The 13990-nt window shown below is 66.7% G+C and carries 15 protein-coding genes; 5 read left to right on the top strand and 10 right to left on the bottom strand.

The window, feature by feature from the left end:
- The first annotated feature begins 52 nt into the window (after positions 1-52).
- The 3 genes from AC2EAL_RS09790 to AC2EAL_RS09800 all read left to right on the top strand — a co-directional run bounded on the left by AC2EAL_RS09790 (position 53) and on the right by AC2EAL_RS09800 (position 2152).
- On the top strand, positions 53-481 hold the full coding sequence (locus AC2EAL_RS09790) for an RbsD/FucU family protein (protein WP_484724027.1): 429 nt from the start codon (positions 53-55) through the stop codon (positions 479-481).
- A gap of 15 nt (positions 482-496) precedes the next feature.
- Positions 497-1714, top strand: a complete 1218-nt coding sequence (locus AC2EAL_RS09795) for an ROK family transcriptional regulator (RefSeq protein ID WP_484724028.1) — start codon at positions 497-499, stop codon at positions 1712-1714.
- A 261-nt stretch (positions 1715-1975) separates the two neighbouring features.
- A complete protein-coding gene (locus AC2EAL_RS09800) occupies positions 1976-2152 on the top strand; it encodes a hypothetical protein (protein WP_484724029.1) in 177 nt (58 codons plus the stop codon).
- A 109-nt stretch (positions 2153-2261) separates the two neighbouring features.
- On the opposite strand, the gene AC2EAL_RS09805 is transcribed toward AC2EAL_RS09800, so the two are convergent.
- The 10 genes from AC2EAL_RS09805 to AC2EAL_RS09850 form a co-directional block, all read right to left on the bottom strand.
- Positions 2262-3884, bottom strand: coding sequence for a dihydroxyacetone kinase subunit DhaK (locus tag AC2EAL_RS09805; RefSeq protein WP_484724030.1), 1623 nt, complete (start codon positions 3882-3884; stop codon positions 2262-2264).
- A gap of 12 nt (positions 3885-3896) precedes the next feature.
- On the bottom strand, positions 3897-4889 hold the full coding sequence (locus AC2EAL_RS09810) for an ABC transporter ATP-binding protein (RefSeq protein WP_484724031.1): 993 nt from the start codon (positions 4887-4889) through the stop codon (positions 3897-3899).
- Positions 4882-5976 (bottom strand): ABC transporter ATP-binding protein, encoded by a 1095-nt coding sequence (locus tag AC2EAL_RS09815; RefSeq protein ID WP_484724032.1) that lies wholly within the window; start codon positions 5974-5976, stop codon positions 4882-4884. Before AC2EAL_RS09815 ends, AC2EAL_RS09810 begins: the two co-directional genes overlap by 8 nt.
- The gene (locus AC2EAL_RS09820) at positions 5969-6340 is read right to left on the bottom strand and encodes a bleomycin resistance protein (RefSeq protein WP_484724033.1); all 372 of its coding nucleotides are present in this window, start codon (positions 6338-6340) and stop codon (positions 5969-5971) included. The genes AC2EAL_RS09815 and AC2EAL_RS09820 overlap by 8 nt, the downstream gene beginning before the upstream one ends.
- On the bottom strand, positions 6337-6525 hold the full coding sequence (locus tag AC2EAL_RS09825) for a hypothetical protein (protein ID WP_484724034.1): 189 nt from the start codon (positions 6523-6525) through the stop codon (positions 6337-6339). Before AC2EAL_RS09825 ends, AC2EAL_RS09820 begins: the two co-directional genes overlap by 4 nt.
- Positions 6526-6592: 67 nt before the next feature.
- Positions 6593-7534 carry a carbohydrate ABC transporter permease gene (locus AC2EAL_RS09830; RefSeq protein ID WP_484724035.1) on the bottom strand — a complete coding sequence of 314 codons (942 nt, stop codon included), beginning with the start codon at positions 7532-7534 and terminating at the stop codon, positions 6593-6595.
- 175 nt (positions 7535-7709) lie between these two features.
- Positions 7710-8654: a carbohydrate ABC transporter permease gene (locus tag AC2EAL_RS09835; RefSeq protein WP_484724036.1), complete on the bottom strand. Its 945-nt coding sequence runs from the start codon at positions 8652-8654 to the stop codon at positions 7710-7712.
- A 3-nt stretch (positions 8655-8657) separates the two neighbouring features.
- Positions 8658-9365, bottom strand: coding sequence for a hypothetical protein (locus tag AC2EAL_RS09840; RefSeq protein WP_484724037.1), 708 nt, complete (start codon positions 9363-9365; stop codon positions 8658-8660).
- Positions 9366-9455: 90 nt separating this feature from the next.
- A complete protein-coding gene (locus AC2EAL_RS09845; RefSeq protein WP_484724038.1) occupies positions 9456-10778 on the bottom strand; it encodes an ABC transporter substrate-binding protein in 1323 nt (440 codons plus the stop codon).
- Between the two features lie 158 nt (positions 10779-10936).
- Entirely contained in the window at positions 10937-11989 is a 1053-nt protein-coding gene (locus tag AC2EAL_RS09850; RefSeq protein WP_484724039.1) for a LacI family DNA-binding transcriptional regulator, read from the bottom strand.
- A 153-nt stretch (positions 11990-12142) separates the two neighbouring features.
- Between AC2EAL_RS09850 and AC2EAL_RS09855 the strand changes: the two genes are divergently transcribed.
- Both AC2EAL_RS09855 and AC2EAL_RS09860 read left to right on the top strand, forming a co-directional pair.
- Positions 12143-12784 carry an SGNH/GDSL hydrolase family protein gene (locus AC2EAL_RS09855; RefSeq protein ID WP_484724040.1) on the top strand — a complete coding sequence of 214 codons (642 nt, stop codon included), beginning with the start codon at positions 12143-12145 and terminating at the stop codon, positions 12782-12784.
- Between the two features lie 66 nt (positions 12785-12850).
- Positions 12851-13981: an aromatic ring-hydroxylating oxygenase subunit alpha gene (locus tag AC2EAL_RS09860; protein WP_484724041.1), complete on the top strand. Its 1131-nt coding sequence runs from the start codon at positions 12851-12853 to the stop codon at positions 13979-13981.
- The last annotated feature ends 9 nt before the right edge of the window (positions 13982-13990 follow it).

Below are 13990 nucleotides of genomic sequence, written 5' to 3' on the forward strand. Positions count from 1 at the left end.
CTTGGACCCGCCGCACCCGAGTCTGCTGCGCCCTGGAGGAGGGGAGGCCTGCATGTTGATCGGTATACCGACCCTTCTGGGGCCTGACTTCCTGTCCGCGCTGCGGGCGATGGGGCATGGCGACGAAATCGCCATCGTGGACGGCAACTATCCGGCGGCGGACCATGCGCGGCGGCTGGTGCGGGCGGATGGCCATGGCGTGCTGGCGGTGGCCGAGGCAGTGCTGACCGTGATGCCGCTGGACCGGGCGGTGCCGTCGGCCCTGTTCCGGGCCAGTCTGAACAACGACCCGGGCCAGGCGGCGGACATCCACCGGCAGATCGATGCGCTGTTTGCGCGGATGGCCCCCGGCATGACGGTCGTGCCCCTGTCGGGCGAGGCGCTGTACCCGCGCATCCGGTCGGCCTTTGCCATCGTGGCGACCGGCGAGACCGCGCTGTTCGCCAACATCATCCTGCGCAAGGGCGTGATCGGGGCCTGAGGGGAGGCGTTTCGCATGCAGGATGCCTCGCCCGATCGCAGCATTGCCGAAGGCGCTGCCTTACGCGGCACCAACCAGTCGGGCATGCGCGACCACAACGAACGGCTGGTCCTGTCGCTGGTCCGCCAGCAGGGGGCGCTGGCCAAGTCCGACATCGCGCGGATGACGGGGCTGTCGGCGCAGACAGTCAGCGTCATCATGCGGGGGTTGGAGGACGAGGGGCTTCTGGAACGCGGCCAGCCGGTGCGGGGGCGGGTGGGCCAGCCTTCGATCCCGATGTCACTGGCCGCCGAGGGGGCATTCTTCTTCGGGCTGAAGGTCGGGCGACGCTCGGCAGACCTGGTGCTGACCGATTTCCGGGGGCGCCTGCGCGCGGCGCGGCGGCGGGTCTACCGTTACCCCACGCCCGACGCGGTGGTGGGCTTTGTCCGCGAGGCGGCTCCGGTCCTGGTGGGCGAACTGCCCGCAGCGCTGCGCGGCCGGGTGATGGGCATGGGCGTGGCAATGCCGTTCCAGCTGTGGAACTGGGTCTCGGTCCTTGGGGTGCCGCAGGCCGAGATGGACGCCTGGCGGGCGCGCGACCTTGCGGCAGAGCTGGGCGCGGTGACGGGCCTGCCGGTCTATGTCCAGAACGACGCGACCTCCGCCTGCGGGGCCGAGCTGATCTTCGGGACCGGGGAGCGGCCGAAGGACTTCCTCTATTTCTACTTCGGGACCTTCATTGGCGGTGGCCTCGTGATGAACGGCCAGCTGTTCCTGGGGCGGACCGGAAATGCGGCTGCGGTTGGGTCGATCCAGGTGCCCGCCCCGGGCGGCGAGACGCGGCGGCTGATTGATCTGGCCTCGATGTCCGTCCTGGCCGAGGCGATGGAGGCGGCGGGGGAGGGGTCGGATCATCTCTGGTCGCAGCATGACCGGTGGGAGGTGTCTTCCGCCGTGCTGGAGCCCTGGCTGGACCAGGCCGCGGGGGCGCTCGCGCATGCCACGCTGGCGGCGGCGGCGCTGTTGGAGATCGAGGCGGTGCTGATCGACGGGTGGATGCCGGTCGCGGTGCGGGCCGAGGTGGTGCGGCGGACGCGGGGGGCGCTGCTGGGGCTGGACCTCGCCGGGATCGAGCCACCGGTGATCCGGGAGGGGACGGTGGGGGCGGATGCCCGCGCCCTGGGGGCGGCGGCAATCCCCTTGTCGCAGCGGTATCTGATCGACCAGAACGTCGCGGTGCGCGAGGGGTAGTGTCCACGGTGGACATTTTCTGATTTCTGTTTGGAATCAGTGGGATGGGCGTGGGCGTATACCGGGTGTTAACCGGTTTTCCCCCTCACCCCGACCCTCTCCCCCGAGGGGAGAGGGGGCGCCCCGGGGCTGGGGTTCGGTCCTGGGGGCCGTGAGGGCTGCGCCTCTGGCTGGCCGCCGGGGGTTTCACACCCCCGGACCCCTGTGGGATATTTGGGGAAGGGAAAGTCGGCTTTTCGAAGCAACAAGTGGGTAGTCTGAGTGAAGTTCAGGGATGCAGTAAAGCAGGACTGGTGGAAGCTGCTGATCTGCTTCGCCGGCTTGGGCTACGCGCTGTACAATGAACGCGGGGTAATTGCGTTTTTTGCCTTGGCCGCGATTGTCGCCTGGCCCCTCTACCGTTTGGGGAAGAAGGACGACGAGCGTGACTGGTGGTGACCGTTTCGGTGCGCTGTAGCGCACCCTACGCTGTCGCGGCGTTGGTCCCTGTGGATCCCCGCCTTCGCGGGGATGACAGGCGGGGCGGGGATGACTGGCGGGGTGAAGGTCAGCCCTTTGCGAGGTCCTCGAAAAGCCGCGCCACGCCTTCCGCCCCCGGGTCGTTGTGGCCCTTGAGCTTGTCGGCGGCGAGGTAGCTGGCGCGGCCTGCCTTGGCGCGGGTCATCTGGGCGGTGGCGTTTGCGCCCTCGCGGGCGGCTTTCGCGGCGGCTGACACTCCCTGCGGGAGGGCGGCGAGGGCGGGGGCGAGGGCGTCGATCATGGTGCGGTGGCCGGGGGCGGCGCCTCCGACCTGCATCACGCGGTCTAGGCCTGACGTGAGCGCTCCGATCCAGGTCTTGCCGGAGGCGCTCGCGTCGCCGGCGGCGGCGAAGAAGATGGCGAGGAGGACCCCGCTGGAGCCGCCCATGGTCTGGGACAGTTCCATGCCGATGGCGCGGTAGAGTTGCGTGGGGTCGGCGAGGGGGAGGCGGTCGAGGGCGGCGTGGAGGGCGCGGGCGGCCCCGGCGAGGGTGCTGCCGGTGTCGCCGTCACCGGACTTGGCGTCGAGGGCGTTGAGGTCGGATTCGACGGCGATCAGGGCCTTGCAGCAGCGTTCAATCAGCGCGCGGCGGGCGGGGTGGGCGCTGGGCACCGGCTGGATCGGGGCGAGGCCGTCGGGGAGGGGTCTGACGGCGACGGCGCCGAAGGGGGAGAGGCCGGGCCAGGCGTGCGGGGCGACGGGGGCGGCGAGGCTCGTGACCTGCGCGTGGTCCACGGGGAGGAGCGAAACCGAGAAGCCGTGCATGTCGAGCGAGGTCATCAGGGGGGCGGGGCCGATCATCCACTTGACCTTGCCGCCGAGGGGCGAGCGGGCGAGTTCCTCGGCGAGGATCGACATCTCCAGCGGCGTGGTGGAGCCGAGGTTGTTGAGAAGCGCGACGTGGTCTCCGCTGCCGGTGTGGGGCAGGAGCTTTTCCGCCACCATTTGCATGGCGGAGCGGGCGCCGGAGAAGTCGACCTGTTCGATCCCGGCCTCACCATGGATGCCGAGGCCAAGCTCGGCCTTGCCCGCGCTGATGCGGTCTTCCTTGGGCGAGCCGGGGACGGTGCAGGTGTCCAGCGACATGCCGATGGAGATGGCGCCCTTGATGACCTGGGTGGCGGCGGCGGTGATGGTGTCGAGGTCGGCACCGGATTCGGCCATGGCTCCGGCGATCTTGTGGACGAAGAGGGTTCCGGCGACGCCGCGGGCTTGCGGCAGGTCGGGCAGCGCGATGTCGTCGTCGACGATGACCATCGAGACCTTGAGGCCGAAGGCGCGGGCACGTTCGGCGGCAAGGCCGAAGTTCAGGCGGTCGCCGGTGTAGTTCTTGACGATGAGGAGGCAGCCCGCCTTGCCGGTGACGGCGAGGATGCCGGCGAGGACGGCGTCGACGGAGGGGCTGGCGAAGACATCGCCGCAGACGGCGGCGGTGAGCATTCCTTGCCCGACGAAACCGGCGTGCGAGGGTTCGTGGCCGGAGCCGCCGCCGGAGACGAGGGCGACCTTGGAGCGGTCCCAGTCGGTGCGGATGACGACGCGGATGTGGGGGTAGCCGTCTAGGCGGGCGAGTTTGCCTCCGCTGGTTCTGAGGAGGCCGTCGATGGCTTCGGTGACGAGGCTCTCGCGCGAGTTCATGAACTGTTTCATGGGGTTGGCCTTTCAGATGCGGTTGCCGGAGGCGTCGAACCAGAGGGGGTTGTGGGGGCGGATGTTGAGGGTCTGCCCCGGTTTCAGGGCGGTGTGGGGTTCTGTGAGGGTGATGAGGCTGTGCGGGCCAAGGGCAAGGTGCAGGCGGGTCTGGTCGCCGAGGTGTTCGACACGCTGGATGGTCGCTGGCTGGCCGTCGCCCACGTGGATGTGTTCGGGTCTCAGGCCGATTTGTGCGGCATTGGCGGGTGCGCCGGGGAAGGCATCGGCGGGCAGGAGGTTGATGTGCGGCTGGCCGAGGCGGGAGGCGACGTAGGTCGAGACGGGGTTTTCGTAGATGTCCCTTGGCGTGCCGAACTGGACGAGTTTGCCGTGGTCAAGGACGCCCACGTGGGTGGCCATCGTCATTGCCTCGATCTGGTCATGGGTCACGTAGAGGAAGGTGGCGGCCATGTCGGCGTGGATGCGCTTGAGCTCGATCCGGAGGTCGGCGCGGAGTTTCGCGTCAAGCGAGGAGAGCGGTTCGTCCATCAGGTAGATGCGGGGGTTGCGGACGAGGGCCCGGCCGATGGAGACGCGCTGCATCTCTCCGCCCGAAAGCGCCGTGGCCTTGTTGTCGAGCTTGTGGGGGATGCGCAGGACCTCGGCCACCTCTTGCACGCGCTTGGCGATCTGGTCCTCGGGCATTGCGATCATCGGGGACCGCAGCGGGAAGGCCAGGTTGTCGCGCACGGTGAGGTGGGGGTAGAGCGAGTATTGCTGGAAGACCATCGCCACGTCGCGCTGGGCGGGGGTTTCCTGCAGGACCGAGGCGCCGTCGATGCGGACGTCCCCGGCGTCGGGTTTGTCGAGGCCGGCGATGAGGCGGAGCGTGGTGGTTTTCCCCGCGCCGGTGGGGCCGAGGAGGACGACGAAGGCGCCGCTGGGGATGGTCATGGTGACGTCCTTGAGGGCCTTGGTGGCGCCGTAGGACTTTGACAGGTTCAGAAGCTGGACCTCAGCCATGGTGGACCCCGGCGTTGGCGGCGGTGCGGAAGGCGCGGCCGGTGGTGGCGTCGAAAAGCGACAGGCGGGGGGCGGAGAGTTTGAGGCCGGTCAGGTCGCCGGGTTTGGCGGGTTGGGTGGAAGGGGTGCGGGCTTTCACGGGGCCGAAGGCGGTGGAGAGGGTGACGATCTGGGTGGTGCCGAGGTATTCGACGGCCTCGATCCGGCCGCGGAGGGGGGCGGTGTCGGAAAGGGCGACGTGTTCGGGGCGGACGCCGAGGACGAGTTGGCCGGAGGCGGGTTCCTGAAGTTGGGGGAGGGTGATGGAGGTGTCTCCCAAAGTGACCTGTTCCGCACCTGCGGTGGCGGTGCCGTCGAAGCGCAGGAAGTTCATCGCGGGGCTGCCGATGAAATCGGCCACAAACAGGGTGGCGGGGTGGTCGTAGATGTCTTGCGGGGTGCCGAATTGCTCGACGACGCCGTGGTTCATCACCACGATCTTGTCGCCCATCTGCATGGCTTCGAGTTGGTCGTGGGTGACGTAGACGGTGGTGGCGTGCATCCGGTCGTGGAGGGCGCGAAGCTCCTCGGCCATGATCTCGCGGAATTCGGCGTCAAGCGCGCCCAAGGGTTCGTCCATCATGAAGGCCTTGGGGTTCCGCACGATGGCGCGGCCAAGGGCGACGCGCTGGCGGTCGCCTCCTGACAACCCGCCGACGGGTTTGTCGAGCATGTGGTCGATGCGGAGGATCCTTGCGACCTCGGCCACCTTGCGCTGGACCTCGGCCTTGGAGACGCCCTGGGAGACCAGCGGATAGGCGATGTTCTTACGGACGTTCATGTGCGGGTAGAGGGCGAACATCTGGAAGACCATAGCGATGTCGCGCTGGCTTGCCGGTTTCTGGCTGACGTCCTCACCGTCGATCAGGATTTCGCCGGAGGTCGGAAGTTCGAGGCCCGCGATCATGCGCAGCGTGGTGGTCTTGCCGCAGCCGGAGGGGCCGAGGAGCATGAAGAACTCACCGTCCCTGATGGTGAAGGACGAGCCCTTGACGGCGGTGAAGGCGCCGAATTCCTTGCGGAGGTTCTTGATGACGATTTCAGCCAAGGGGAAGCTCCTGCCCGGCGCGGATGAGGTTGCCGTTGAGGTCGAGGAGCGCCAGTTCGCGCATGCCCCAGGGTTTGTCGGCGGCGCGTTCGAGGCGCGGGATGCCGGTCGAAGGCAGGCCTATGGCGGCCCATTCGGCGTCGAGCGCGTTGACGTCCGCGGGGCGCAGGTAGGCGCCGTGGTCGCATTTGGCGGGGTCGAGGGCGGGGTGGTGGAAGAAATGCACTTCGGCCCCTTCGCGTTTCATCAACAGGTACTCGGCGTCGTCATAGACGGTGTGGAAGCCCAAGCGCTGCCAGAAGACCTCGGTCTCGGCGATGTCGCGGGCGGGCAGGATGGGGGAGAGCTTTTCCAGCATCTTCATTCCGGGAAATGGCTGACGATGATGAACATGACCGTGCCGACAAGGGTCACGAGGAAGGACCAGGTGTAGGCCCAGAGGAAGAAGGGCTGCATCAGCATGACGACGCCAAGCGCGATGAGGATGGTGGCGAGCATCTCCCACGGGCCGCGTTTCAGGCGGAGGAGGCCGGTGAGGAAAGCGGTCATCTTGCGGCCCCCGTGGCACGAGTTTTCTGCGAAAACTCGGGAAGCGATTTTTCGTCGAAAAATCGGGTCATTTGCGGACGGCTCCGAAGGTGATCCCGCGCAGCAGGTGTTTGCGCAGAAGGATAGTGAAGATCATCACTGGCAGGAGGAACAGCGTCGCCCCGGCAGCCACGGCGGGCCAGTCCTGGCCGCCGACGCCGATGATCGTCGGGATGAAGGGCGGCGCGGTCTGGGCGTTGCCGGAGGTGAGGAGGACGGCGAAGGCGTATTCGTTCCAGGCAAAGATCAGGCAGAAGATGGCGGTGGAGGCGATGCCGGTGGCGGCCTGGGGCAGGACGACCTTCCGGAAGGCCTGGAAGCGGGTGTAGCCGTCGATCAGCGCCGCCTCTTCGTATTCGCGCGGGATTTCGTCGATGAAGCCTTTCAGGAGCCAGACGGCGAGCGAGATGTTCACGGCAGTGTAGAGGAGGATCATCCCGAGATGCGTGTCGGAGAGTCCGAGCTCGCGGTACATGAGGTAAATCGGGATCGCGACGGCGATGGGGGGCATCATCCGGGTCGAGAGGATGAAGAAGAGGAGGTCATCCTTCAGCGGGACCTTGAAGCGGCTGAAGGCGTAGGCCGCGAGGGTGCCGAGGAAGATGCTGAGGGCCGTGGACCCGAAACCGATGATGACTGAGTTCAGGAAGCGTTCGCCAAAGCGCGAGGGGCCGGTGATGATGGTGCCCTGGCGGCGGGCGATTTCTTCCATGATCCCGTCGGGGGGCGGCAGGGTTTCAAGCTCTGACACGGCAGGGCGGGTGCGGGTGGTGAAGAGGTTCACGTAGCCCTCGACCGTCGGATCGAAGAACACTTTCGGCGGGTAGGAGATCGAGTCCGGGCCGGTCTTGAAGCTGGTGGAGATGATCCAGACGAGCGGCAGGAGGGTGATGATCGTGTAAAGCGTGACGAGGCCGGCCGCGACCCATTTCGAGGCCTTGGAGGGTTCGGTGACGGAATAGGCGCTCATGGGTGCGCTCCTTTTCGGGCCGGGTGCCCCCCCACCCCATCCCTCCCCCACAGCGGCGGGAGGGAGGCGCGGGATGGATGCGCTGGCGCAAGACGGTTCGGCCGGGTGGCTCCCCTCCCCCAAGTGGGGAGGGGCTGGGGGTGGGGGGCCAGGGCGAGGGTGAATGCGTGGGTCATCACCGCTCCTTCACTTTGTTGAGCGCCTTCACGTAGATCGAGGCCAGGCCGAAGACGGTGACGAAGAGGATGATCGCGTAGGCCGAGGAATAGCCGGTGCGCCATTTCTCGAAGGCTTCGCGCTTGAGGTCGATGGAGGTCAGGAGCGTCTCGCTGCCCGGACCGCCGCCAGTGAGCAAGTTGACCATGTCGAACATCTTGAAGTTCTCGATGCCGCGGAAGAGGACGGCGAGCATCAGGAACGGCAGCACCATCGGCACGGTGATCGTCCAGAACTGCCGCCATTTCGAGGCGCGGTCGACCTCGGCGGCCTCATAGATGTAGTCGGGGATCGACCTGAGGCCCGCGAGGCAGATCAGCATCACGAAGGGCGTCCACATCCAGGTGTCGACGATGACGATGGACCAGGGGGCAAGGCCTCCCGGCCCAAGCATCGAGAAGCTGTTGGCCGGGATGCCGGTGAAGAATTCGACGATGTAGTTCACCACGCCGATCTGCGGCTGGTAGAGGAAGGTCCAGAAGTTGCCGACGACCGCGGGGGACAGCATCATCGGCAGCACGATCAGCGTCGTCAGCAGGTCGTTGCCCTTGAACTTGCGGTTGATGAGCCAGGCGAGCGTGAAGCCGATCAGGACCTGGAAGAAGATAGTCCAGATCAGGAAATGCGCCGTGGTGGTCATGTTCGACCAGATGTCCTCGTCAGTCAGGATGCGCTCATAGTTGCGCAGGCCGACCCATTTCACCTCGGCATTCGGCTTGTTGGCGGCGTAGTTGGTGAAGGACAGGCGGATGGTCCAGATCAGCGGGAAGATGTTGATCGCGAGGAGGAGGAAGATCGTGGGGGCCACGAAGATCCAGGCGATCGTCCGGTCCGACAGGCCGCGCACCTTGCGGGCGATGGTCGGCGGGGTGGCCTTGGCCGCGATGTCGATGGGGTTTGGCATGGCTCAGGAAACCGGGGGCAAGAGAGAAAAGAGGTCGCTGACCAGCGGGGCGTAGGCAAGGCCCCAGATCACACGGACCACGAAAGTGATCGCAAAGCCAAGAAGCAGCAGGATCAGTGGGTTGGTTCGGCCGGGGTCCGGGCGGGACCAGATCGGGCGGGGGTCGATGACCAGGGCGGGCAGGACCAGGAACGTGGCGTAGGCCAGGGCGTAGTAGGCGATGAAGACCGGCAGGAACGGCAGCGGGATCTGCCAGAGGACGCCGGTAAAGACCGCCCCTTCGGTCATCGAGGCGCCGAAGACGAGCCAGAACAGCTGCGACGGAGACAGGCGCAGCCAGCGGATCGCGGCAAGACTGGCCAACGCGAGCAGGGTGTAATCGCCAAAGGCCAGCACGAAGGAGGTCCGGGTGTCCGGATGCATCCCGCCCCAGCCGGTGCCGTCGACGGTCAGGGACAGTTCGTAGATCGCGCCAAAGAGCAGCGTCAGGACCAGAAAGGCCAGGGCGGCGGCGAGGCGCGACAGGCGCAGTCCCTGCCAGCCGAACTGCCGGGCGACAAAGCCGCCGATGACGCCGACGTAAAGCGGCCCGTCAACCCATGCCAGGCTGGAGCGCGGCCCATCGGTTGGCATCAGGCGCAGGCCGATGCCCAGAAGCGTCCAGGGCAATGGCTGGGAAAGCGCGCGGCCAAGGCGTGCGACGGCGGACATCGGATGGCTCCGGAATCGGGGTGAGGGGTCGGGCGGCGGCGCGCGCCGGGGAAAGGCCGGGGCGAAGGGTACCCTTCGCCCCGGAAGGGATCAGAGCTTGCCTTCGTCCTCGAAGACTTCGGTCCAGTCGGCGATCAGGCCGTCCAGCGCCTCTTTCGCGGTGCCGTTCCCGGCGACCACGTATTCGTGGATGCGCGCCTGCGACGCCTGGAGGAGCGAGGCGTAGGACGGCTCGGCCCAGAAGTCCTTCACGATGGCCATCGAGTCGAGGAAGGTCTGGGCATAGGGCTGGCTGGTGGCGAAGGCCGGGTCTTCCACCACGGCGCGCAGGCAGGAGAAGCCGCCCATCGACCACCACTTCTGCTGCACGTCCTGCTGGGCGAACCATTTGATGTAGGCCAGCGCCCCGTCCATGTTGTCGGTGTTGGCGACGACGCTGATGCCCTGACCGCCCAGCTGGGCGAACTTCTCGCCGTTCGGGCCGGCCGGGTTCACCAGGTAACCGGTCTTGCCGCCGCCGACGTTGGGGTCGACTTCGAAGCCCGGCCAGGTGAAGGCGAAGTTCATCTGAAGCGCGACCTGGCCCGATTTGTACGCGTCGATACCCTCGCCCATGTAGGTGTTGGACGTGCCCGGCGCGACGCAGCAGTCATAGAGCGACTTGTAGAACTCCAGCCCCGCAACGGCGCCGTCAGAGTTGACGAAGCCTTCCATGTCATAGGGCTTGTCGGGGTTGTCGTACTTGAAGCCGAAGGAATATAGGACGTTCATCGCGCCCATGGTGATGCCTTCGGAGCCGCGTTCCGTGTAGATCGAGGCGCCGTAGACGGTCTTGCCGTCGATGTCGCGGCCCTGGAAGAACTCGGCGACTTCCTTCAGTTCCGCCATGGTGGCGGGGGGCGTCAGGTCGCGGCCGGTCTTTTCCTTGAAGGCGGCCTGGATTTCGGGACGTTCGAACCAGTCCTTGCGGTAGGTCCAGCCCACGACGTCGCCGAAGGCGGGCAGCGACCAGTAGTTCGGGGTGTTCTTCGGCCATTCGGAATAGCCGGTCACCGTGGCGGGGACGAAGGCATCCATCGAGATGCCTTCCTTGTCGAAGAAGTCGTTCAGCTTGACGTACCAGCCGTTTTCAGCCGCGCCGCCGATCCACTGGCTGTCGCCGATCATCAGGTCGCAGAGCTGGCCGCCCGAGTTCAACTCGTTCAGCATGCGGTCAGCGAAGTTGGGCCAGGGGACGAACTCGAAGTTCATCTTGGTGCCGGTCTGCGCCTCGAAGTCCTTGGACAGTTCGACCAGCGCGTTGGCCGGGTCCCATGCGGCCCAGCAGAGGGTAAGCTCGCTGCCTTGAGCGCTTGCCTGGGTCGCCCAGACCAGCGCGATTGCCGCCGAAGCGGCGAGAGACGTCCGTTTCATGAATTCCTCCCGGGTTGATGGAAATGGACCCGTACATGAGGCCGGGCCTTCTTGGATTGGGGCGACCATAAACACGGCGCGGCGGGGCTGTAAAGCATTTTTGAGGAACGTACCTCATTTTCGCCCGCCAAGCCGGATCAAACCGATTTGGGCCGGTGTTAGGCGACCTTTTCGATGTCCGAGGCGGCGGGCGGTTCAGGCAGGGCGGGCAGGTTTTCGCGCAGGACGATCTCGATTCGAATCTGTTCCTGGCCCTCGTCCAGCGGCTGGTTGTCGGCCTTGGCCCGCAAGACGCGCAGCGTGGATCGCGCCAGATGGCCGAGGTTCTGGGTGATGACGGCGCTGATGCTGCCGGTGACCAGCGCCTCGCGGACATGGGGGGTCAATTCGTGGCAGATAACGGTCAGTTTCCCGGAAAGACCCATTTCGTCAATGAGTTGGGTCAGCATCCGGTTGCCGTCGCCCATCGCATAGATGCCCCGGATACGCGGCGCGTTGGCCAGCATTTCGGTCACGACCTGGCGCAGGGTGGTGGTGGAGCCGTGGGTTTCCAGCGACTGCAGCACCTCGATGCCGGGGAAGTCGCGCTGCATCACCTCGTCAAAGCCGCGGCGGCGTTCGATCATGTCGCGTGCCAGAAGCGACTGGCCCAGCACCATGACCTGCCCCGGTCCGCCGCCCAGAAAGCGGCCCATCATCACCCCGGCGGTGCGCCCGGCGGCGCGGTTGTCGATGCCGACGAAATGGTCGGCGGTGGGCAGGTCAGAGACGAGCGCGACGACCGGGATGCCCTTGGCGCGCAGGGACCGGACCGCGTCGCGGAGGACCGGCGTCTCGGGGGCCATCAGAGCGACGCCGACATAGTCGCGGTCGGGCAGGGTGGAGAGGAGGGCTGCCAGCGCATGCGGGTCTTCGGCGGGGAAGCGGTGCAGCTTGAGTTCCGTCCGGCTGGTGGCGGCGGCTGAGCCTGCCTCGGTCAGCGCCATGGCAAGAGATTGAATGAATTGGCTTTCCGTGTCCGGCAGCACGACGGCGACCCGGTAAGTCCGCCCCCGCGCCAGGTTCGCCGCGGTCAGGTCGCGCACATAGCCCAGCTTGGCAATCGCGTCATTGACCGCGCGGATCGTCTTTTCCCGCACGCCGGGGCGGGCGTTCAGGACACGGTCCACGGTCGCAAGGCTGACCCCAGCCTCGCGGGCAATATCGATCACGGTTGGCCGCAAGATGGGCTCCAGGTTTCCGGGGGGCAGTATCGGGCGCGGACTGAGGTACGTCAATCAGTGATGCGCGATGGCGGCAGTCAGGACTACGGTGGATTTCCCGCGGTCCGGGCGCTAGCCTGCCTGCAAATCGGGGGGAAGCGCATGACACGGACGATCCTGCTATTCGGCGACAGCAACACGCATGGCACGATGCCCTTGCCCGACCTGGACGGTGCGGGTCGCTTTGACCGGGACGAACGCTGGGCGGGGCGGTTGGCGAAGCTACTGCCGGATTGGGAGGTCATCACCGAAGGCCACCCGGGCCGGACGGCGGTTCATGACGACCCGGTTGAGGGCGAACACCGCAACGGGCTGCGGGTGCTGCCGGCGCTGTTGGAGAGCCACAAGCCCATCGACGTGGTGCTGGTCATGCTGGGGACCAACGACCTGAAGCCACGCTTTTCGGTCAATGCGGGCGACATCGGGCACTCGCTGGAGCGGGTGGTGCGGGTGATCCGGGCAAGCGACTGCGGCCCGGATGGGGCAGCGCCGGGGGTGCTCTTGGTCGCGCCGCCGCCGATCATCGAGGTGGGCTGCCTGAAGGAGATGTTCGCGGGCGGGGCGGCAAAGTCGCAGCGGCTGGCCGCCGAGGTGGAAGCAGCGGCCAAGCGGGCGGGCGTGCCGTTCCTCGATGCGGGGAAGGTGGTGAAGGTCTCGCCCATCGACGGCATCCATTACGACGCCGAGGCGAACCCCAAGCTGGCAAAGGCTTTCGCCGAGGCGATCCGGGCGCATTTTCCCTGATCGCGTCGGATTTCTGCTGGAAGGGCGGCCGGTCCGGGAGCAGGATGGCGGCAGGAGGTGCGGCCCATGACCCAGCACGATCCCTCGCTTGCCATTGCCGAGCTGCGCGCCAATGTCGGAGTGCCCTTCGAACGCGCCCGGGCGATGCCGAAGTCGGTCTACACCTCGCCAGATTTCGCCCGCGCCGAGGAGGAGCACATCTTCTCGAAGGAATGGCTGTGCGCGGGGCGGGCGGATGCGCTGCCGAACCCGGGCGACTACCTGACGATGGAGATCGCGGGTGAACCGGTGATCATCCTGCGCGACCGCGAGGGCGTCTTGCGCGGCATGTCAAACGTCTGCCGCCACCGGATGAGCACGCTGCTGGAGGGCCGGGGGAATGTGCGGTCCATCGTCTGCCCCTATCACGCCTGGACCTACAATCTGGATGGGTCACTTCGTGGGGCGCCCGCGATGGCGCGGAATGAGGGGTTCTGCAAGGAGGACGTGAAGCTGCCCGCCGTCCGGGTCGAGGACTGGCAGGGCTGGATCATGGTGACGCTGTCGCCGGATGCGCCGCCGGTGGCGGAGCGGCTGGCAGGGGTGGAGCGGCTGGTCGGGCACCTGCCGATGGCGGGCTACCGCGAGGTTTTCCGGGAGGAGTTCAGCTGGGACACCAACTGGAAGGTCCTGGCCGAGAATTTCATGGAAAGCTACCACCTGCCGGTCTGCCATGCGGGGACCATTGGGGGCGCGTCGGACCTGAACCAGATGGAATGCCCGGAAGGCGAAGAGGCCTTCAACTACCACTGGATCGTCAAGAACGACCTGGTGCCCTTGGCGCTGGCGCATCCGTCGAACACCACTTTGCAGGGCGATGACCGGCGGATCACCTGGCTGCTGGCGATCTACCCGGCGCTGCTGATCACGCTCACGCCGGGGTACTTCTGGTATCTGTCTTTGACGCCCGACGGGCCGGGGTCGGTCAAGGTGCTGTTCGGCGGCGGGATGAGCGCGGACTGGATGGCCGACCCCGAGGCGCCGGCGCATCTGGCGAAGGTCAAGGCGCTGCTGGATGACGTAAATGTCGAGGACAAGGGCTGTGTGGAGCGGGTGTGGAAGGGGCTGCGTGCCGGGATGTCCGCGCCGGGGGCGCTGAGCCATCTGGAACGACCGAACTACGATTTCGCCCGCTATATCGCGGGGCGGATGCCGTGACGGGTTGAC

It is taken from the genome of Tabrizicola sp. T74 (assembly GCF_057219935.1).